This window comes from Couchioplanes caeruleus (assembly GCF_003751945.1).
Classification (GTDB): Bacteria; Actinomycetota; Actinomycetes; order Mycobacteriales; family Micromonosporaceae; genus Actinoplanes; species Actinoplanes caeruleus.
Window position 1 is genome coordinate 26,233 of sequence record NZ_RJKL01000002.1, and the last position, 18,237, is coordinate 44,469.

13 protein-coding genes are annotated in these 18,237 nt (G+C 69.2%); 6 read left to right on the forward strand and 7 right to left on the reverse strand.

Features of this window, described 5'->3' with window-relative positions:
* Window positions 1-49: 49 nt before the first annotated feature.
* The 3 genes from EDD30_RS37600 to EDD30_RS41300 form a co-directional block, all read right to left on the reverse strand.
* The gene (locus EDD30_RS37600; RefSeq protein ID WP_143162622.1) at window positions 50-1,045 is read right to left on the reverse strand and encodes an ATP-dependent DNA ligase; all 996 of its coding nucleotides are present in this window, start codon (window positions 1,043-1,045) and stop codon (window positions 50-52) included.
* A 169-nt stretch (window positions 1,046-1,214) separates the two neighbouring features.
* Window positions 1,215-2,447 (reverse strand): PQQ-binding-like beta-propeller repeat protein, encoded by a 1,233-nt coding sequence (locus tag EDD30_RS37605; RefSeq protein WP_143162621.1) that lies wholly within the window; start codon window positions 2,445-2,447, stop codon window positions 1,215-1,217.
* Window positions 2,448-2,522: 75 nt separating this feature from the next.
* Window positions 2,523-2,702 carry a DUF4913 domain-containing protein gene (locus EDD30_RS41300; RefSeq protein WP_244945700.1) on the reverse strand — a complete coding sequence of 60 codons (180 nt, stop codon included), beginning with the start codon at window positions 2,700-2,702 and terminating at the stop codon, window positions 2,523-2,525.
* Between EDD30_RS41300 and EDD30_RS41305 the strand changes: the two genes are divergently transcribed.
* The 6 genes from EDD30_RS41305 to EDD30_RS37635 all read left to right on the forward strand — a co-directional run bounded on the left by EDD30_RS41305 (window position 2,701) and on the right by EDD30_RS37635 (window position 9,689).
* Complete coding sequence (locus EDD30_RS41305) at window positions 2,701-2,871, forward strand: hypothetical protein (protein WP_244945701.1); 171 nt, start codon at window positions 2,701-2,703, stop codon at window positions 2,869-2,871. The two genes, EDD30_RS41300 and EDD30_RS41305, sit on opposite strands and share 2 nt — an antisense overlap.
* A 120-nt stretch (window positions 2,872-2,991) precedes the next feature.
* A complete protein-coding gene (locus tag EDD30_RS37615) occupies window positions 2,992-3,330 on the forward strand; it encodes a hypothetical protein (protein WP_071804530.1) in 339 nt (112 codons plus the stop codon).
* The gene (locus EDD30_RS37620) at window positions 3,327-4,463 is read left to right on the forward strand and encodes a hypothetical protein (protein WP_071804528.1); all 1,137 of its coding nucleotides are present in this window, start codon (window positions 3,327-3,329) and stop codon (window positions 4,461-4,463) included. Before EDD30_RS37615 ends, EDD30_RS37620 begins: the two co-directional genes overlap by 4 nt.
* A gap of 73 nt (window positions 4,464-4,536) precedes the next feature.
* The gene (locus EDD30_RS37625) at window positions 4,537-5,295 is read left to right on the forward strand and encodes a hypothetical protein (protein WP_143162620.1); all 759 of its coding nucleotides are present in this window, start codon (window positions 4,537-4,539) and stop codon (window positions 5,293-5,295) included.
* 271 nt (window positions 5,296-5,566) lie between these two features.
* The gene (locus tag EDD30_RS37630) at window positions 5,567-7,444 is read left to right on the forward strand and encodes a hypothetical protein (RefSeq protein WP_071804524.1); all 1,878 of its coding nucleotides are present in this window, start codon (window positions 5,567-5,569) and stop codon (window positions 7,442-7,444) included.
* A 25-nt stretch (window positions 7,445-7,469) separates the two neighbouring features.
* Window positions 7,470-9,689 (forward strand): hypothetical protein, encoded by a 2,220-nt coding sequence (locus EDD30_RS37635; protein ID WP_071804522.1) that lies wholly within the window; start codon window positions 7,470-7,472, stop codon window positions 9,687-9,689.
* A gap of 9 nt (window positions 9,690-9,698) precedes the next feature.
* Here EDD30_RS37635 and EDD30_RS37640 read toward each other — a convergent pair whose 3' ends face one another.
* The 4 genes from EDD30_RS37640 to EDD30_RS37660 all read right to left on the reverse strand — a co-directional run bounded on the left by EDD30_RS37640 (window position 9,699) and on the right by EDD30_RS37660 (window position 18,236).
* On the reverse strand, window positions 9,699-10,931 hold the full coding sequence (locus tag EDD30_RS37640) for an IPT/TIG domain-containing protein (protein ID WP_071804520.1): 1,233 nt from the start codon (window positions 10,929-10,931) through the stop codon (window positions 9,699-9,701).
* 911 nt (window positions 10,932-11,842) lie between these two features.
* A complete protein-coding gene (locus EDD30_RS37650; RefSeq protein ID WP_084556266.1) occupies window positions 11,843-12,367 on the reverse strand; it encodes a DUF4913 domain-containing protein in 525 nt (174 codons plus the stop codon).
* Window positions 12,364-15,279 carry a TraM recognition domain-containing protein gene (locus EDD30_RS37655; protein ID WP_084556265.1) on the reverse strand — a complete coding sequence of 972 codons (2,916 nt, stop codon included), beginning with the start codon at window positions 15,277-15,279 and terminating at the stop codon, window positions 12,364-12,366. The genes EDD30_RS37650 and EDD30_RS37655 overlap by 4 nt, the downstream gene beginning before the upstream one ends.
* Window positions 15,276-18,236, reverse strand: a complete 2,961-nt coding sequence (locus tag EDD30_RS37660) for an LAGLIDADG family homing endonuclease (protein WP_084556264.1) — start codon at window positions 18,234-18,236, stop codon at window positions 15,276-15,278. The genes EDD30_RS37655 and EDD30_RS37660 overlap by 4 nt, the downstream gene beginning before the upstream one ends.
* Window position 18,237 lies beyond the last annotated feature (1 nt).

The following is an 18,237-nucleotide window of genomic DNA, read 5'->3' on the forward strand; positions in this document are numbered from 1 at the left end:
CCCGGCATCGCCGGGCGGACCACCCGGGGAAGGAGACCGAGGCTGACCACTACGGTGAAGACCTCCAGAGCTCGACGTCGGCGGGGGCGAGGTCCGCGCGTAGGCGCAGGTGACGGACGGTGTGCCGGAAGCGGCCCCGCTCGTACGCCCCGTCGACGACGATCTCAGCGACCAGCAGCGGTTCGACCGGCACGTACCGCACAGGCTCGGGCTGGTCGAGCTGTCCGATCCAGGCCGCAGGTAGCGGGCATGGCCACGGGTGCGGATCGGCGGCCGCGGTCAGCATCTCGGCGGCCTCCTGCTGCTGGGTAGGCGCCAGCGGCCCGGTCCGGGCGACGTAGCGCAGCTGGCCGCGTTCGTCGAGACGTCCGAGCAGGAGAGCTCGCGGGCCGCCCAGGGTGCCGATCACCCCGCCCACGATCGCCTCCGTGGTGACGCGCCGCTTGTACTTCCACCACCCTGCCGCCCCGGGGCGATACCGCCCCGAGAGATCCTTGACGACCAGGCCCTCCGCGCCGGTGATCGCCAGCTCCTCGAACCACTGCCGAGCCTGCTCAAGGTCGGTGGTCTGCGGGCACAGCGCTAGGGCCGGAGGGGCGCCGGCGACGAGGTGCTCCAGCACGACGCGGCGCTCGCGCAGCGGCCGGGCGGTCAGGTCGACGCCATCGTGGGCCAGCACGTCGAACAACACCAGGCTCGCCGGATGCGCCGCCACCTCCGCCGGGAGCCGACGGCCGGCGGTGACGCGCCCCAGCAAGGCCGAGAACGACGTCCGTCCCGCCGCCGCGTCAAAGACGATTAGCTCGCCGTCGACCACCGTGCCCGGCGCGAACGTGCTCTGCGCTGCGACAACGACGTCGGGAAAGTACGGCCCCAGGGCCTTGAGCTGACGGCTTTGCAAGTAGACCCCGCCCGGGCGGACGAAGGTCAGGCACCGCCAGCCATCAAACTTGACCTCATAGGCGCAGCCGCCGCGGCACATCGCCGGGCCGGGAAGTTCCGGTACGCCGACCGCGCGCATCGGCACCACCGGCGGCCTGAGCACTCCCCGAAACTAAGATCAACAAGGGGTTCGGCGAGCCGAAACGGCCATGCTTGCCGCCATAGGGGCCGCCCATAGCTCAGCGCAGCCGCTTGGCTCGTAGGAGTGCGGACGCTCTCGTCGCCCTGGACGCACCCTTCGCCGTCCAGGCCGCTGAAGTTGCGCTCAACCGTCAGCCGACCGCGGGGTAGGCGGTCACCGTGTTCTGCTCGGCCGGATCGACGCCCACGCCGGCGTAGCCGCTGACGGCGACCGGGGCCAGGCCGGGCGCGGCTTCGCGGTCGGCGCCGGTGCGGGCGTCGAGGACGACCGGTGTGGTCGTGCCGGTAGTGCCGTAGACGGCGCCGTGCCACACGGCGGTGACGTTGGGGGCGGTACGCCCGGTGGCGGGTAGCTGCCACAGCAGTTTGCCGTCGGTGGCGTCGAGGGCGAATACCGCGGTGGTGCCGATCGAGCAGACGGTGACCGAGGCTTGGTCGTAGCGGCAGCCCAGCCCGGAGCCGTAGGAGCCGGCTTCGCGGTCGTTGAGCTTGCCGTCGGCGTTGATGCGGGCGTAGAAGCGGCCGCCGGTGTCCTGCTCGGCGACCAGGACCGCGTACGCGGTCCCGGCCGCGGCGAGCTCGGCGTTACGCACGTTCGCCGCGCGCCAGCGGGTCGCGCCGTCGGCGACGCCGAGACCGACGAGCTGCTGCCGCACGCTCGAGTCCGCGGCGGTGAGCCCGACGACGGTGTCGCCGAGCACCGCGGCCGCGGTGAAGGTGGTGTTGCGCCACAGCACCGAGCCGGTCGTCAGGTCGACGCCCAGGGTGACCTGCTTGCCCACGGTCAGCACGAGCGTGTTGGCCTGCGCACCGACGACGGTGACGTATTCGCCGGCGACCGCGGTGAAGTCGCCGCCGCCCTCGGCCGGGGTCGCGGCCACGCTCAGGGCGGCGAGCTGCTGGCCAGAGGCGGCGTCGGCGAGCAGGAGCTGCACGGATTGCTTCGCCGTGGTGGTACCGGAGGCGGGGGTGCTCACCGCGTAAGCGATGACGACGGCCGGGCGGCCGTCGCGTTGCACGAGCAGCGGGATGTGCCCGACCGGCTCGCCGAGCCCGCCGGGGCGCTGGACCGGTGGGTGCTGGGGGGTGAGTGCCGGAAGCCGGCGGCCGGTGAGCACGTCGGTGACCGTGGTACTGCTTTCTCCCGCCGCGTACGCCATTCCCGCGTAGAGCAGCACGTCGGAGGCTCGGGCCGGACCCAGCTTGATCGCGGTCGGCCCGAAGCGGGTCGGCGGATCGAACGTCGGCCGCGCGGGCGCCGACGACGTCGGGCCGGGTGCGGGCGGCGGGGCCGGATCGGAGGTGCACCCTGCTACGGCCAGGACGGTTAGCAGTGCCCCTGCGGCCAGCCGTCGATCCCGCACATTCGCCTCCTGGTCGTCGCCGTCATCGGGCGTGGCGGAGCGTAGCAACGCCGAGCCGGGGCGGTGTCCGTCCGGTCAGGACCCTCGCAGCTCGAAGTCGGGAAGCTGGGCCAGGACGTCGGCCGGGGCGGGTTCGACCGGCAGCGGCGCCGTGTCGACGTGGCCGCGATCAGGTGAGCACCTGCCGAACGGGCCGTACTCGCCGGTCAGGACCGTGAAGTGCGGATCGAGATGGTCGCGCCACCAGATGCTCATGCTGGATGTGGTGGCGACCGGCGTGCTGGCTGCCGCGGTGGTGGTGCAGCGGTGCCAATGGGTGTCCCTCCGCCACTTTGATTTCGCCGGTTCGGACGGTAGCCAACTGCTCGTATCATCTGGTTGGGTTTTAGTGGTTTGCCCGGTTGCGATCTTGCGCATCGAGTGAGGACCGTCGCTGTAAGTAAATGCTGCCTGACGAGATGCAGGTTCCGCTGGTACGTGAGCCGCCGTCCGGTGCATTAGTTCTAGGCGTGTCGAGATTGCGACAGAAACCGGAGGGACTGAGATGACCGATCTCTTGTATGTGCGGGGTACTCGATCCGCTGCGGAAGTCCAGCAGGAGATCGATCAGTTCTGGGCGTCCCTGGATGACGAACAGGTTCAGAAGGAGCTCGCCGCGTCGGGGATTGATCTTGACGCCGTGCCGGAGGGGGGCCGAAAGGACGCCATCCGGGTTGGCGTGCGTGGTGCCGGCGTGGATCCCACCGCAGTCACTCTGGTGGTGGCTTTCGCTCCCGTGGCCAACGCAGTCCTGATCTCTCTGTGGAAGCAGGTGCTTCTCCCACGGATCCGCAACCGTTACGGCAGCGACGCCATCCGAGATGAGAAGCCGCCTGAGTCATGAAGGCTGAGCGGGTGCTTCCGCTCCACGTCGAGAAGGCGGTCTTGGCGCGCGTACTCGTGTTCCAGGTGCTAGACCTTCATCACGCGGAGCTGGCGGCGGCCGGGTACGGCACGTTGTGGGAAGAGGTTCGGGACAGGCTGTGCCATTCGACTGTTCGTCAGCTGGAGTTCTGCTCGGCTGACCCGTTGAGTAGTTACCTGCACCGACTGGCGGAGGAGCTCCGGTCGATCATGCAGTCCTACCCTGGCGCGGATACCGAAAAGGTGTGCACGCTTCTACTGGACGAGATCGATCGGGTGCTGGCGGACGCCGGCCGCTTCCCCGGCGACCTCTTGCCAGCCGCCTTCGACAAGGCGGTGGAGGAAGCCTTTGAGCTATACCGCGCACACGGCCTCCCTGTCTCGCCGGACATGCTAGAGCGGATCACTGTTCGGTTTGATCATCAGCTTGGCTCTCTTCACTCTCCGCTACCGATCCAGCTCACTGCCGTCACATGCCTGCACGAGGAGCCGGGGGATCCGCCTTCAGCCCGCGTCGATGTGAGGGTCAACGCCAAGTTGATGGACGAGCTGACAGCCTTCTCTCTCCCTTACGTGTTGCTGCACGAGTGCGTCTGCCATGTCTTCCAAGGCCCCTGGCAAGGGGGTAGAACCTCCGCGGACCCCAGCAGCCGGTTCGCGGAGGGCTGGATGGACTATGTCGCCTTCTCTGTGCATCAGATGTTGGCCCGATCGCGGCATGGAGGATCGGGAGACCCTGACCTAACGATGACGCCTCGCGCTGCGGCGCAGGAGGAGGCCGCCGATACCGTACATAAGGCTCGATATGCTAAAAACGTCGAAGACCGGGCATGGGCGCAGCGAGCCTTGGGAGTAAGGGCTGCGCACAACATGCGTAGCCTGCTCGAGCGCTTGCCTGAAGCGCGGGCGGATCCTTTGGGGGCGTTCGTGCAGCTGAGTGTGCATCTGAACGCCTCTCCGATCGACAACCAGCAGCGGGATCTGTTTGTGGCCGGCGTATCGAAAGCCACGTTACGGGGTGTGAATCCAGAGCTAGTCCCTGTCATGCGTAGGTATCTGACTACGCACGACTTGCATGGCCTTGTTGGTGAAGTCCTTAAGTTGTTCACTTGACAAACGAATAACTAAGAAGCACACTGACTAAGCAACGGCCCGGTAGGGGGCTCTGGCCAGCGGAAGAAGGTCCTTGACCATGCTTAACCGCTACCGCGTTCTCAACGCCATCCTGGCCCTGCGGGAGTTCACCGTGGCGGACCTGGCTCATTACAGCGGCGCGAAGGACAACACAGTCCGAACCGTTCTCAGCCGGGACGCTCGCTTCGTGGAGCGAGTGGGTACGCAGGCGCAGGGTCGTCGCGGCGGCCAGCCCATCCAGTACCGGTTGTGTACCGCGACCGAAGACGAGCTTGTTGGCATGCTGCGTGAGGTCGACACCTTGGGCGTGGACCTCCCTCCTCTTCCGGAGGGCTGTTCGGACGTCGACCCAGTCGTGATGTCGCTGAAGGCCGCCGAAGACGTATTGCTGCGGCAGCTGCCAGCCGCGGCTAACGAAGAGCGTGCTCAGCTCTTGAGCCTGGCCGCAGCTGACCTAGAAATGGTCCAGTTCCTGGCCGACCATGGCGAGGCAGCTGTACATCGAGAAGTCGTCGATCTGCTTTTGCGTCTTGCCGAGGTGGAGCAGGAGGCTGCGGTGCTTACACGCGATGCCGGCGCCTGGTTGCACCGCCAAGACGCCTCGGCGCTGGCAGCGCCGAGCCATGAGGCGGAGAAGCAACTCGAGGCGCTAGGGCGGGACCTGTACAAGCTGCTTCAGGTGGTGCCAGCGGTCAGCAAAGACGACCCTCTCCTGCTGTCCGACTTGTTTCGCCGTATCGGTACTAGCCCCTTCGGTGCTGTTATTGCCAAGTTCTGTACGCCTGAGCCCCGGGCTTCGGAAGAGATCTGATCACGCTGCTTGGCAGTCGAAAGACCGAGGCCCTAGCCAGTCTTCCCGTATCCGGATCACGGAGGTAGCGGGTGGGGCCAGGACCGGCCCCACCTTCGGCCGCGCCGTCACGTAGCCCAGCCTGCCCTGTACTTGATGATCGCGACACCAACCCGATGAGCGGCGCCCCACGGCCTGGTACGGGCCGCGACGCTGTCAGATCTCGGCCACTGCGACGCCCTCCACCGGCTTCCGTGCTCGCATGGTTAGGCGTACGCCAAGGGAGGCGGTCATGGCGAGCGGCGATATTCTCCTGGCGGATCCGAGCGAGCCGACGCGGTCGCGGATTACCGGCGGACAGTCACTGCTCGCCTGCCCCGGCGCTGACCCGGTCGCGGTGCGGCCCGAGCAGGTGTGTCGGGTGGAGCGCGAGCGGGCGGTGGACGGCAGCGCCGTGCTGTCCCGGGAGACGGCGACCAACGGTGCGGGAGACCACTCCTTCGACCCGGACCTGATCACTGTGGTCACGCTCGTGGACGTGCTGCTGACCTCGCTCGGTGTGGAGCGTGGCGCCCCCGGCTCGGCGAACACCGCCGTGAACCTGGTGGGTGCGGTTTACGCGCACGCGCTGGCCGTGCCGCAGGCCCGGCTTTCGCCGGCGCCGGTAGCGGCTACGCCGCCATCCCCGCAGGACGCCGGGCCGTTGACAATGGTGCTGCGGGCTGCCACCGGGGTGTCCCGGCAGGGCCCCGTGACCTGGGCGGAAGCCGAACAGTTGTGCGCTCAGGTCGTGTCGCGGGCGTTGTCGTCGCTGGGCATGGAGCGGCTGGCTCTGACCTGGATGCTGGGCGCGGCCGCCCCGGACTCAGGGGACGACGAACCGGATCGCGAGGATGGTGGCGAGTACGACAATGCGGCCGACGAGTTCTGGGCTGAGACGGACGAGGACCGTATCAACTCCGCCACCTTCGAGGCCGAGCCGGACCCGCCCAACTCAGACCCGTGGATCGCCGCCCTGCTCGCCGCGGCGGCCGGGATGGGGATCCGTGCGACAGCGCGCGTGCGGCCGCTGCCGTCGACGGCCTTGACGCTGTTGCGTCCGCTCAGCAAGCGCAACTGGAAGCGGCTGCTGAAATGGGGCCTGCCCGCCGGGGCACGGGTGGAGTTGTACAGATGGGTGCAGCAGCGGCGGGCGAGCGGGGAGATCCGGCCGCATTCGCAGCTTGACGGGTTCATCGCGGAGAAGGCGCTACTGGCTCTCTACCTGCTGGACCGTAAAAAGGTGGCCGCGGAGGTCCTGGCCGGATCCCGAGTCGGGGGCCAGACCCTCGGCGACGTCGCCGAAGCGGGCTCGGACTGGGAGACGGTCCGCACGGCGCTGTTCAGCGTCGTGACCAATGCCGTGGGTCAGCCCGACATCCTCGACCCAGCCCTGCGGCACGTCTACGAGATCAAGCCGAAGGTGCAGGCGGTACGCGGCGCCAAGCAGCTCTACGGCCGGTACCTGCTATTCCTGAATGCCTGGGAGATCCACAAGTCAGTGAAGGGCATTCCAGCGCGGCGTGCATTGGTGTGGTCCGCGGAGGTGCTGAAAAAGTTCGCCGGCTACGTGACCCGTAAGGTGCCGCGTCGCGTCGACCTGTCGACCATTGGACCAGTCTGGTTTTGGGAGCCGGGCTCGTGGACGCCGCCGCGGCGGGTGCTGCTCTGGGACGGCCGGCTGATGGACGTCGAGGTCCCCATCCCCGGGGTGCTGTGCTACCAAATCCTCGGCAAGAATAAGGACGGTGGCGGCCCCAAGGCCGTCGATGTCCGCGACATCGGCCTGGCCCTGCTCGGCCTAGTCCTCGCGCAGGCTCTGGCCGACGCCGCCGGGCAGACTGGGGGCCCGCCTGCGGTGGAGGCACTGACCCGGGCGGCTGGCGACGACGCCTCCGGCTTGGATCTGGCGAGCTGGCTTGGTGGCGCGGCCGTCGTCGGTGCGGCGGCTGCAACCGCCGCGCGGATGTGGCAGTCGCTGAGCTTGGTCGCCGTATGGCTCGGCACGCTGGCCAAGGGCGTCGCGGGGACAGCCGCCCGCCTCGCCGTACCCGTGTGGGTCGTTGTCGACCCGGCAACCGGCGCACCGCCGGGCATGTCCGACCGATATGGCGGCGATCTGCGCCTCTGATCATCCGAAGCGAAAGGACAGTGCCATGATCGACGGCGTCGCGCCCTTCGTGCACCTGGACGTCTCCGATGCGGACAACGCGCCGGGCCTGTCCTACAACGTGCCCGATCCCACCAGCTTCCCGGGACGTAGCTACATCACCCTCGACTTCGGCGCCAACGACCCGTTCCGCACCGACGTCGCCCCGCCCCCCGCACTCCCCACACCGGTAATGATGCTGCAACCCCGGGACGGCAACGACGGTGACGTGCCACGTGGCGAGCCGCGGCACCAGCCGCCGGTACCGCAGGCTGTACTCCGAATCGTCGAGCCCGCGCCGGGCGCGGTCTTCGACAGCGGTCCGACCGGATTCGATATGCCGGTCGTTGTCCAGGCCACCATCTCCAACACCGGGGCACGCCCCCCGACTGCTACCGTCACGGTGAACGGTGTCGACACCACCGCACCGCTGACCGGCACACCGGGGACGGCTGTCTGCGAGTACACCACAGCAGTCCGGGTCACACCCGGGCCGGTTTCGGTGTCCGCACGGCTCAAATTGCCTGGCAACGACTTCGCCACACTGGCCCCGCGCCAGGTTGAGGTCCGCGAAGTACCAACACCGCCGCCACCAGACACGACCCGCCCCAGGTTGACGGTGGACACTCCGCCGGCCGGCGCGCGCCTGGCACTGTCTGGCTCTGGCACCGCCGCGCTCGAGGTCACCGGTAAGGCAGCCGACGAGGAGTCGGGGATCGATAGCTGCGTCCTGTCCCTCGACGGCGCCGACGCCACTACAGTCGCTGTGAACGCCGACGGCTCGTTCCGCGCGTCGCTGACAGTGACTGCCGACGGTGACCACCAAGTCGTGGTCCTCGCCAAGAACAAGGCCGGCGCCGCAAGCCAGGTGGAGCGGCAGTTCACCGTGACCGCCATGCCGCGCCTGCCCCGGCACCGGCTGATGTTGGTGGAGTGCCTACGGCTAACAAACTTCCTCGGCCGCTACGGTGCCGGGCGGATCGTGCAGACCTTCACCCTGCTACCCGGCGAGAAGACCAGCATCACTATCCGTACCTTCAACAGCCAGAGCAGCACAGCCACCGCCACGTCCAGCATCTTCGACAGCTTCAGCGAAACCACCGGCGACGAACTCACCACGGCCATCACCAACGAGGACACCACTAAGTCGCAAGACGAGCAGAACCTGAAGGCCAGCGTCAACGTCAAGGCTGGCGTGACGTGGGGATGGGGCTCGGCGTCGGTGGAGGCGGGACTCGCATACGGGACATCATCAGCCCGGGAACAACTCGCCAAGAACGTCACCAACGGCACCAGCCGGCACGCCGCGGAGAAATCCGCCAAGCGCGACGTCAAGGTGGACACCACCAAGACCGTCATCTCGACGAGCGAAAACGAGCAGACCATGGTGCGCACCCTGGAGAACACCAGCCTGGCGCGCACCGTGAACTTCACCTTTCGGCAGATGACCCAGGAGTTCGTCTCGATCCTGCACCTGGTCGATGTGCGAGTGGGGCACCTGATCGAGTGGTTCACCCCGGACGGCAAGCGCATGATGCGGACCCCGGACCCGGACCACCATCCTGAGATCCAGGTACCGCTCACTGACTACGAGGAGGTCGCCCTCCCGCAGCTGCACTCGCTGCTGCGGGGAATCTGCGCCGACGACGAGAGCGCTGCTCTCGCCGAGGCGACCATCCTGCGCCAGCTCGATGCAATCTTCGACTACCGAGGCGAGTGGCACCAGGTCGTCGAGGAGGTCAGCCGGCAGGTCCCGTCCCGCGACCCAGTCACCGGCAAGATCCGCACCGAGCCCGACCCGAACGACCCCGCCAAGACCGTCCCGGCCACCGAGACGATCGCCTGGACCCGTTTTGATCCGAGCCTGCGGATGACTTACCCCGAGCCCGCGGCGGGCCACGACACTGCCACCTCCGGCGGCGTGCCGGTCACCGTGCCGGGCATCATTCACGCCGTCACCACCAACACCCTGCGCACCGACGGGATCGTCGTAGACGCCTTCCTCGGCGGCGGCCTCGCGCTGGACGACTACGGCGTCCGCCTGCAGGTCGCGTTGGCCCGCACCCGCGAGGCCGAAGCGCTACAGGCCGAGCAGGACGCCGCCCGCGCCACCCAAGCACTCAAGGTGGCGGGCGGCGGCGATGCCGCCAACGCCGCAATCTGGGCCACCGTCTTCCCACACTCGGAGCCCGACGGCGACCACGACCGCGAGAAGATCCGAATGTGATCGCGGCGCTCAGCGAAGGCTGACGTTGAGTGGCACCGGCTCGCTGCGACCGACCGCGTCTAGCACCCTCACCTGGGCAGTCCCCGGCTGGGTGGCCATCGGCACCGTCACCGTGACGGCGTTGCCGCTTGCGTTCGCGGTCGCCGCAGCGACGTCGTTGATGAGCACGGTCAGGCCGTGCGGGCCTGGGTTCCACGCCCCGGTCAGAAGGAAGCTCCCGTCGCGCGCCACGGTCGTCCCGGCGGCAAGCGGGTTCACCACCGGCTCCCGGACGACGGCAAGCAGGTCGCGGCGGCTGACGTGCACGCCCGCGTCCGTAACGACAGTGACGACCGCGGAGTCGCTGGGCAGCAGGTGCTCCGGGACGGTTGCGCGCACCGACACGCCGCTGACCGAGCCTTGCACCACGTCCGCTCTCGCCCCGTTGATCTGGACGCTCACCTTCTCGGCGGCGCCGGCGGCGTCACCGACGATGAAGTTCTGCCCGTAGACGGTGAAGGACTCTCCCTTGCGGACCTCTCCCGGGTCGACACTGAAGATCGCCGGCGCATTCGTGCCGAAGGCCTTGTTGCTAACGAAAACGGCCGCCGGCCCGGCGGTGAGCAGCCACAGCACCTCCGGCACTTCGGGGAAGCCGGCGGACGTGAACTTCGAGAACCCGGTCAGGACGAAGATCACCGCGACGACGTTGAACAGGATGTACTGAAGGTCGAACAGGTCGGTGTTCCCGCTGTCGTCGGCCACCAGGTCACCCAGCCGGGGGATGCCATCGCCTTCGGGCTTCTGAATCGTGCCGCGGCGTAACCGGGTCGACACGATGACCTTCGACAGTACGACCGTCGCGATCGGGCCACCGAGCAGCGCGAGGTACGAGCCGTTGAGATTTTGCAAGGCCTTACCCCAGTCCGACGGCCAGACGAGGATCAGCGCGAGAATGACGTAAGCGATCACGAGAGTCCACAACAGGGCGACCGACTTGGTGGTGGATAACCGCTCGTCGTCGCCCATCACCACGCCGAGGACCCGGGCACGCACCGGACGCTGCCACTTCGCCAGCTCCTCATCGAGCTTGCCCCGCTCCTCCGAGTTCTTCGGCAGCTTATCCCGCCGCCGTTCCAGGCTCTTCTTCATCCCGGCTGCTCGCATCCGATCGGCCAGGACCGGGCCGAAGACGATCACGACCAGGAGCGCGACCAGCCAAATCAGGGCCCACCACTTGACGCTCATCGGGTTGACGCTCATCGGGATCAGTCCCTGGCCAATCCAACATCAGGCGACTCGTTCATCACGAAACCCCCTCACGAACCCGTAGGGAGTCGGCACAGTGCCGCCCCCAGGACGCGGGCTTCCGAAGACCGCGCACGTCATCCGCCAGCAAGAGCCCGGCACCTCACTTTCGATACCGCCGCGCAAGTCGTCTACGTCAAGTCGCCAATCCGACCCGCCTGGCCCTACTCAACTTCAGGGACCGGCGCGCAGTCGGGTCGCCAGCAAACATTCAGAGCACTGTGAGCCGGAGTTCCGTGGGGCCGCCCGACGGGGTGCCCGGCCGCAAGGGGCCCATCGAGCAGACCGGCCGCATCGACCGCGGCGGCGTACTCCCACCCGCCTGCTTCTGGGACACCATCACCACCACAGTCACCGACCCGGCACTGCTTAGCGGCTTCGGCCGCCAAGCCGAGATGCGGGGCCGACTCGGTCGCGCCGCCCGCCTGTACCAGCTCGCTGCTGCCCCGTGGCGACATCACAGCGCTGGAGCATCTGGCCTTGCTGAAGGACCGGGCCGGGGACCGTGAGGGCGCCGAACAGCTGTACCGGCAAGCCGCCGACCGCGGCAGTACCGCAGCGCTTGAGCAGCTGGCCAGGCTGAGGGAGCGGGCCGGGGACCGTGAGGGCGCCGAACAACTCGCCCGGCAAGCCGCCGACCGCGGCAGCACCGTAGCGCTCGATCTGGTGGCCCTGTGGCGGCATCGGGACGGGGACTGCGAGGGCGCCGAACAGCTACGCCGATTCGGGCTTACCGACGACGGTAATCCAGCCGACTCCGTCTCCACGCTACCGACTACGGACTCCTCGACATAAGCGCGGCCTTCGATCCGCTTGCGGCTCCTGACACCTTCCTTCCAACACCCCGCTCGCGGGGATCGAGCGGGTCAGAGCTCGGCGTCGGGCAGCTGCGCCAGGACGTCGGGCGGGGCCGGCGTGAGCGGTAGTGGCGTGGTTGCGACGTGGCCGCGGTCGGGAGAGCACTTGCCGAACGGCCCGTACTCGCCGGTGAGCACGGCGAAGTGGGGGTCGAAGTGGTCGCGCCACCAGATGCTCATGCCGGTGTCCGGGTCGGCGGCGCGCAGCGTTTCCCAGGCGCGCCAGAGCGCGTAGAGGCGGCTGATCGCCTCGGGGTGCTGCCACCACTCAGGGCACCAGTTGACGCCGCTGGCCGCGCCGACGGTCAGGCGCCGCTCGACGACCGGAGCGAGGTACCGGCGTAGGAAGGCTTCCAGGTCGCTGAACAGCGGCCGCGCCGCCGAGGGTTCCTTGCTGCCGTCGAGAGCATCGTCGACTTCGGCCGGTAGGGCGTCGGTGACGGCTGGACGTGCGCCAGCGAGCTGGTCGAGCAGGGTGGACAGGTCCGGGATCGCGGCGGAACCGGCCGGCTCGCGGTGCTCGGTCTCGCTCATCGGGGCGGGCTGTCGGTGATGCCGTTGCCCGGGTCGCCGGGCCCGGGGGTCAGCGTCCACTCGACTTTGTGGTCGGGGTCGAAGCGCTCGATCGAGGCGCGGATCGCCGCGGCGTACGGCCCGTGCTGCCAGGGCGCGGTTCGGGCCAGCACCGGGCGGGCACCGGAGCTGTAGACGATCATCCGGCCGCGGCGGAGGGCGTGCAGGGCGGCGACGTCGAGGATGCGTTCGCGGCGGGTGGAGCGGGACACGCTGTCGGCGCTGAGCGACATGCCGTTGTGGGTGGTGGAGCGCACCGTGACGTCGTGCTCTCCGATGAGTTTGCTCAGCTCTTCGAGGAAGTCGGGGTCGGCGACGCCGCCGCCGTAGGTGCGCACGTTCGCCGCGGACCACAGCTTTCTCATGCCTTCGCGGCCCCACACGTCGACGCCCTGGGCGTAGGACTGCAGGATCGTGATGATCGGCAGGCCCATCGAGCCGTAGAACGAGTACAGGGCCGGGAGCTGCCGCATCCGGCAGATGTTGGCCGCCTCGTCCAGCACCGACAGCAGCGGCGGGTCCAGACGCCGCCCGCGGGAGGTGCGGGCGCGGGCCTCGCCGGCGCGCAGTACGGCGTCGGTGAGCGCGGCGACTAGCGGAGCGGGAGAGCCGGGGCCGCCTTGCGACAGCAGGTACAGGGCGCCCGCGCCGGTGACGAACGCGGCCGGGTCGAACTCGACGATGCTCGGCGCGGTGGGCGGGGTGACCCAGGCGGCTACGGCCGGTTCGGTGAGGCAGGACAGGGCGAGCTCGGCGCCGCCGTAGATGCCGCCCCGGGTCTTGTCCGGCAGGTTGATCACACCCTCGACGGCGTAGGCGGCCAGTTCGTGCCCGTGCTGGCGCAGCAGCCGCACGGGGGTGTCGTCGCGCGGGTTGGTCGCCCACTTGTAGGCGTCGGTGATGGGCAGGCCACCGGCCGCGGCAGCGAGCAGCAGACTGGCGGTCAGGTCCTCACCCTTGGGGTCGAAGAACGCGTCGCGCTGCACGCCGGGGGCACGTTCGGCGGCGGCGAAGTGCTCGGCCAGCCGCCGCGCGTCGGTGATCGTGAGGATGGGCCGCAGCAGGTTGACCCACATGCGCTGCGGTTCGCTCCAGAGGCCTTGCGGGTCGAACACCGCGACCGGGCCGCGGGCCTCGCGAGGCCCGCGGGTGGCGTCGACGATGTCACCTTTCACCGACGTGACCAGCACAGGTCCCGGGCTGGCAACGATCGCTGGGATCGCTCGGGCGGTCGTGTTGTGGGTGACCACGAAGTCGTCGACGACGAAGAGACCATCGGACGCGGCGACCGAGATGCACACCATCTCCGCTTCGCCCTCGGGTTCGATCGCGGTGATCGTGCGTACCGGCTGGTGGGAGCGTCGTTGGGGCGCCACGTCCGACCAGCGTTGCTGCTTGCGGGGCAGCCGGAACGGCTGCACGGCGAGGGGTAGGCGCAGGTGCAAGCGGTAGCTGGGGGCGTGGGTCGTTTCCCGGCGGCGGGTGGTGACCAGGCCGCCGAGGGACTGCACGAGGAACCGCACGTCGTCGGCCAATTGCGGTGATGACGTGCTGTAGTCCACGACGCCAGCGCGGTCGATGCTGCCGTCGGTGTCGAGCAGCCCTTGCAGCACGGCGGTGCGGGTGGCGACGTCGGCGAGCAGGTACGCCGGTGGCACGAACTTGGTCGTCGAGCGGCAGCTCATGACGCCGAGTTCCCGCAACCCGGCCATGAGCTGGTTGCGGACGCCGCGGGGCGCGGTCAGTGCCCAATGGTAGCGGGATCCTTTCACCGGCTTGGCAGTGACGTCGACGGGCAGCAGGGGCTGCAACAACGGCAGCAGGTCGAGCGCCTCCGCGGTGGACAGCCGTACCTGGCCGGCGGAGAGACCGCCGTCGCCGAGCAGCACCCCGAGCAGGTACGGGGCGACCGGCCGGGATGTGGGCGTCGGGACCGGGCGGATCTGGGGCCCACGGCGGGCGACGTTTACCAGGACCGGCGGATCGGGGAGCCGGCCCTCGGGCAGGACGCCTTCGAACGCCACCGGGGCGACTACGGGCAGGTAATACCGGGCGCCTCCGCTGGCGCGGTGCAGGCCGTTGGCGAGCAGCTGATGAGTGGTCCAGGTCCGCCACGCCTCGGGGTTTTTCTTGTCGACACGTCGTTTCGGGCGCACGGTCCACAGATGGTCTGGGTCGCAGAGCACACTCGCGCCGTCACTGAAGTGCATCCGGTACGCGGGCCGTACGCCCTGCGGATACACCCCGGTGACGGTGGTCGGGCGGCCGTCGCTGCCGATCACCCGGCACCCTCGGGCGAGTTCCTTGATCGGTGTCCAGCCGTGCGGGGTCAGCACGGGAGTCCAGGCCGCCAGGGCTTTGCCTGTGCGGGGCCCCCAGATGTCGACGGCCATGTCCTCCCAGGACTGGCGCAGCGGCATCCCGCCGGCGAGCTGGTGCCCGATGAGCACCCCGGCATCGTCCGGGGCGATGGTCTTGGCGTCGGCGAGGCTGGGCCGCAGCCGTGCCGCGGACGCCTGCACGCCCCTGGGGCTCAGGTGCTCGAGTTCCTGCCGGCCGGCCATGTGCCGGGCCTTCGCATCAACGCGACTGCCGCGATGCCCGCGACGCTTCCACACCCAACCGACACCCACGGCGAGCAGGACGAGCAGCAGCAGCTCGGCGGCCGCGGCGATGGTGCACCCGAGCGTCCAGCGGATCTGCCCGCGGGCGACGGCGAACGCGGTGTCGAACAGGCCCTGCCCGGTGTAGCCGGGCGCGTCGGTGAGCGCGACCGGCGCCCACATCCCGGCCGCGACCACGAGCACGAGGACGGCGGCGGCGCCGATCAGCAGGCCCTGGCCGTTGCCGCGGGGGCCTCGTTCGGTGCTCATGTGCGCTTCCAGCGCGCGTCGGTGTTGCCGAGCCGCTTCTCCACCTCGGTGGGTTCCAGGTGCAGCGGGATGCCCGGCCGGTTTCCTACTTTGATCAGGAAGTTGCCGCGGCCGATGAGGACTTCCTCGCCGTCGGCGCCGGCCGACCAGGAGGGTGGCGCGGCCCAGGACAGCACCTCGGCGCGTTCGGCCTGTGACAACTGCCGGACCCGCGACACCGCGTCCAGCTCTTGATCCGAGCAGGCGCCGATCATCATCACGGCGCAGCGGTCGGCGAAACCGCGGGCTTTGGCCCGGTCCTCCGGGTCCGGCAGGGCTTCCAGGTCGGCGAGGTTGTGCGTCACGAACGCGGTGCCGGTGCCCTTGGACCTGTTGAGCCTGGTCAACGCGTCGATGCGATCGACCATTCCGTGCCCGACGCGCAGCGCCCGCCACATCTCGTCGAGCACCAGGAAGAAGGTGCGCGGCTCGGCGAGACCCAGGTCGGAGAGCCGGTGCGCCGCCTCGACCTGGCCGAAACCGGCCGCCCAGGTGGTGACCAGCGACGCGGCGGTGAGCAGGTGATTCGTTTCCCTGATGTTGGAGATGTCGACGCACAGGGCGGTGGTGTCCAGGTCGATCGGGGCGGTGGTGTGTCCCTGCACGGTCGGGCCGAGCGGTCCGTGGATCAGCGCGCGCAGCGCCCGGCGCAGGTTCTCGGTCTCCTCGCGGTAGCGCGGCAGATCGGCGTCGGTGTACCACAGCGTCACCCAGCGCACCTCCGGCGGCGCGTCCTCGATGACGGTGAGCACGTCGGACAGCAGCGGCTGGGTGTCGGTCTCGCGCTCGGCGAGGTAGCGCAGCGCCGCGGAGATCACGGTCAGCTCCCCGGACTCCAGCGGGCCGCCGCGCATCAGGGTGAGCAGCACCGCCGCGGCGTTGAGCCGCCGGTCGACGACCTCGGCACGCAGCCGCTCGGCCTCCTGCGCGTCGCCGACGCGGGCGAGGACCTGGCGCCACGGGCCGACATCCAGGGGGTTGAGCCGGTGCAGGCCGGACCCGACGCGCACGACCCGGCCGCCGAGCGCGGCGACCAGCTCGGCGTAGTCCGGCTTCAAGTCGCCCAGGATCAGCGGGGTGACACCTTGCGCGACCAGCGACAACAGCATCCGGCGGACCGCGGTGCTGTTGTGGGTGGCGATGAAGGCCCGCGTGGCCAGGTACATCCCGGACGGATTGGCGACCTGGATGCAGCGCACCGGCCGCGACGGTACCGGCTCGACGGCGACGATGTAGCGCACGCGATTGCGTGCGGTGCTGGTCTGCCGTCTGCGCTGCTGGTGAGCGGCGCGTTTGCGTGCCAGGCCGAAGACCTCGTCGGTGGTGCTGAACCCGATCTGCCACATGGGCCCGATCGGTCGTCCATTGAGCTTGGCCGTCTTAGTGAACAACGACGGCCGGTAGCCCAGGGAAGCGATCAGCTCGTGGACATCCGCAGCCAGCCGTGGGTTGGTGGTGGTGAACTGCACCTGCCCGGTGGGTGCCACGGTGCCGTCGGTGTCCAACAGCCCGGAAAGCAGTGCGCGGCGCTGGGCAACCGAGGCCCGCAGGTAGGCGGGCGGGATGTGCTTGTCGCCCAGCACGCCCGCCGTCCGCAGGCAGCCGACCAAGCTGGCGGCCTTGGCGCAGCTAGCGCACCGGTCGGCGATGCTGCTGTGAGCCAAGTCCTGCTGGCAGGTGATGCAGGGGCGGGGCGGCTGCCGGTAACGCGCGTCCCGGCGTGAATGGGAAGCGCACCGCTTGGAGCACATCCGCTGCCGACGCCGCGGTGTGCTGATGGCGGCCCCGCACACCTCGCAGACGGTGCATCGCGGCTCCTCGGCGGGTTTCACCGCCGAGATGCTGTACCCGTACCGGGTCACCTTCCGGACGGCGAAGCCGGCGTCGGCGAAGGCGTCGACCAGCTCCGGATCGGCAGTGGTGAATACCCCGCCATCGGTGCTGCCGTCGCCGAGCCATAGCCCGAGTAGTCGCGGCGCGAGCGGCAGATCCACGTCCGCGCCCTCGATCCCGGCGACCTCGATCGCGTGGTTGCGCTTGTTGTTGAACGTGAGGCTGTCCGCGATTTCTCGCGTAGTGACGGGCCGGTTGTCGTCGAGGGTGCGCCCTTGCCGCGGCGCGGCCAGCACCATGGCGATCTGCTGAAGGAACAGCGTCTTGTCGTACGCGCCGTTGTAGCCGCTGCCGGCCGGAACGGGCATCTGCGTTGCCCAGTTGTAGAGCCGGTGACGGCGGCTGTCGTCACGCCACCCGAGCTGGATCGCCAGGTCGGTGAGGGTGGTGGTCTGACCGGGCACGGTGGCCGCCAGCAGGGCGGCGACCGTCTCGCGTTCGGCGGGTGTACCGAGAGAGGCTCGCGCCGGGGGACGGAGCCGCTGCACGCAGCGGCGCTGGCGTTGCCGCTGGGTCTCGGTCACCCACAGGTGCTCTGCGTCAGCGACGATCTCGGAACCGTCGGAGAACACCACCTTGAGGCATTCGCGGTCGGTCCACGTCTCGCACACCGCGACGACGGTGGTGGGCTGACCATGCTCATCGAAAACCGCATCACCCGGCTGCAGGTCCCCCATCCGCACGGTGCCCTCAGGCGTGGGGATCAAGGTGTCGACGTCGAGGGCCTTGCCCATGGCCGGCTCTGACTGGATCCACACGCTCGGGTTGTTGATGAGCTTGGCGCGTTCGTACCAGGAGATCGGGTCGAAGCAGACGGTGGCGTGGGTGTAGCGGTGTCGGCCCAGCGGCGCCCCGATGGTGGGGGTCGCCGCGCCGGTGCCGTACGGCCACAATCCACAGACCTGCACGCTGGTGCCGCGGTATTCGGCGGGTGCTTCGACCCAGGACACCTTCCCGCCGCCAGGGCCGGCGTGGCCGTAGCGCGTAGCCCGGCGCGGCCGGCGGGGGGTGCGGTTGGTACCCATC

Excerpts from the sequence above, each read along its gene's own strand:
- EDD30_RS41305 (WP_244945701.1), top strand. The coding sequence starts at position 2,701 with ATGCTGGATGTGGTGGCGACCGGCGTGCTGGCTGCCGCGGTGGTGGTG.
- EDD30_RS41300 (WP_244945700.1), bottom strand. The coding sequence starts at position 2,702 with ATGAGCATCTGGTGGCGCGACCATCTCGATCCGCACTTCACGGTCCTG.
- EDD30_RS37615 (WP_071804530.1), top strand. The coding sequence starts at position 2,992 with ATGACCGATCTCTTGTATGTGCGGGGTACTCGATCCGCTGCGGAAGTC.
- EDD30_RS37620 (WP_071804528.1), top strand. The coding sequence starts at position 3,327 with ATGAAGGCTGAGCGGGTGCTTCCGCTCCACGTCGAGAAGGCGGTCTTG.
- EDD30_RS37630 (WP_071804524.1), top strand. The coding sequence starts at position 5,567 with ATGGCGAGCGGCGATATTCTCCTGGCGGATCCGAGCGAGCCGACGCGG.
- EDD30_RS37635 (WP_071804522.1), top strand. The coding sequence starts at position 7,470 with ATGATCGACGGCGTCGCGCCCTTCGTGCACCTGGACGTCTCCGATGCG.
- EDD30_RS37640 (WP_071804520.1), bottom strand. The coding sequence starts at position 10,931 with ATGAGCGTCAACCCGATGAGCGTCAAGTGGTGGGCCCTGATTTGGCTG.
- EDD30_RS37650 (WP_084556266.1), bottom strand. The coding sequence starts at position 12,367 with ATGAGCGAGACCGAGCACCGCGAGCCGGCCGGTTCCGCCGCGATCCCG.
- EDD30_RS37655 (WP_084556265.1), bottom strand. The coding sequence starts at position 15,279 with ATGAGCACCGAACGAGGCCCCCGCGGCAACGGCCAGGGCCTGCTGATC.
- EDD30_RS37660 (WP_084556264.1), bottom strand. The coding sequence starts at position 18,236 with ATGGGTACCAACCGCACCCCCCGCCGGCCGCGCCGGGCTACGCGCTAC.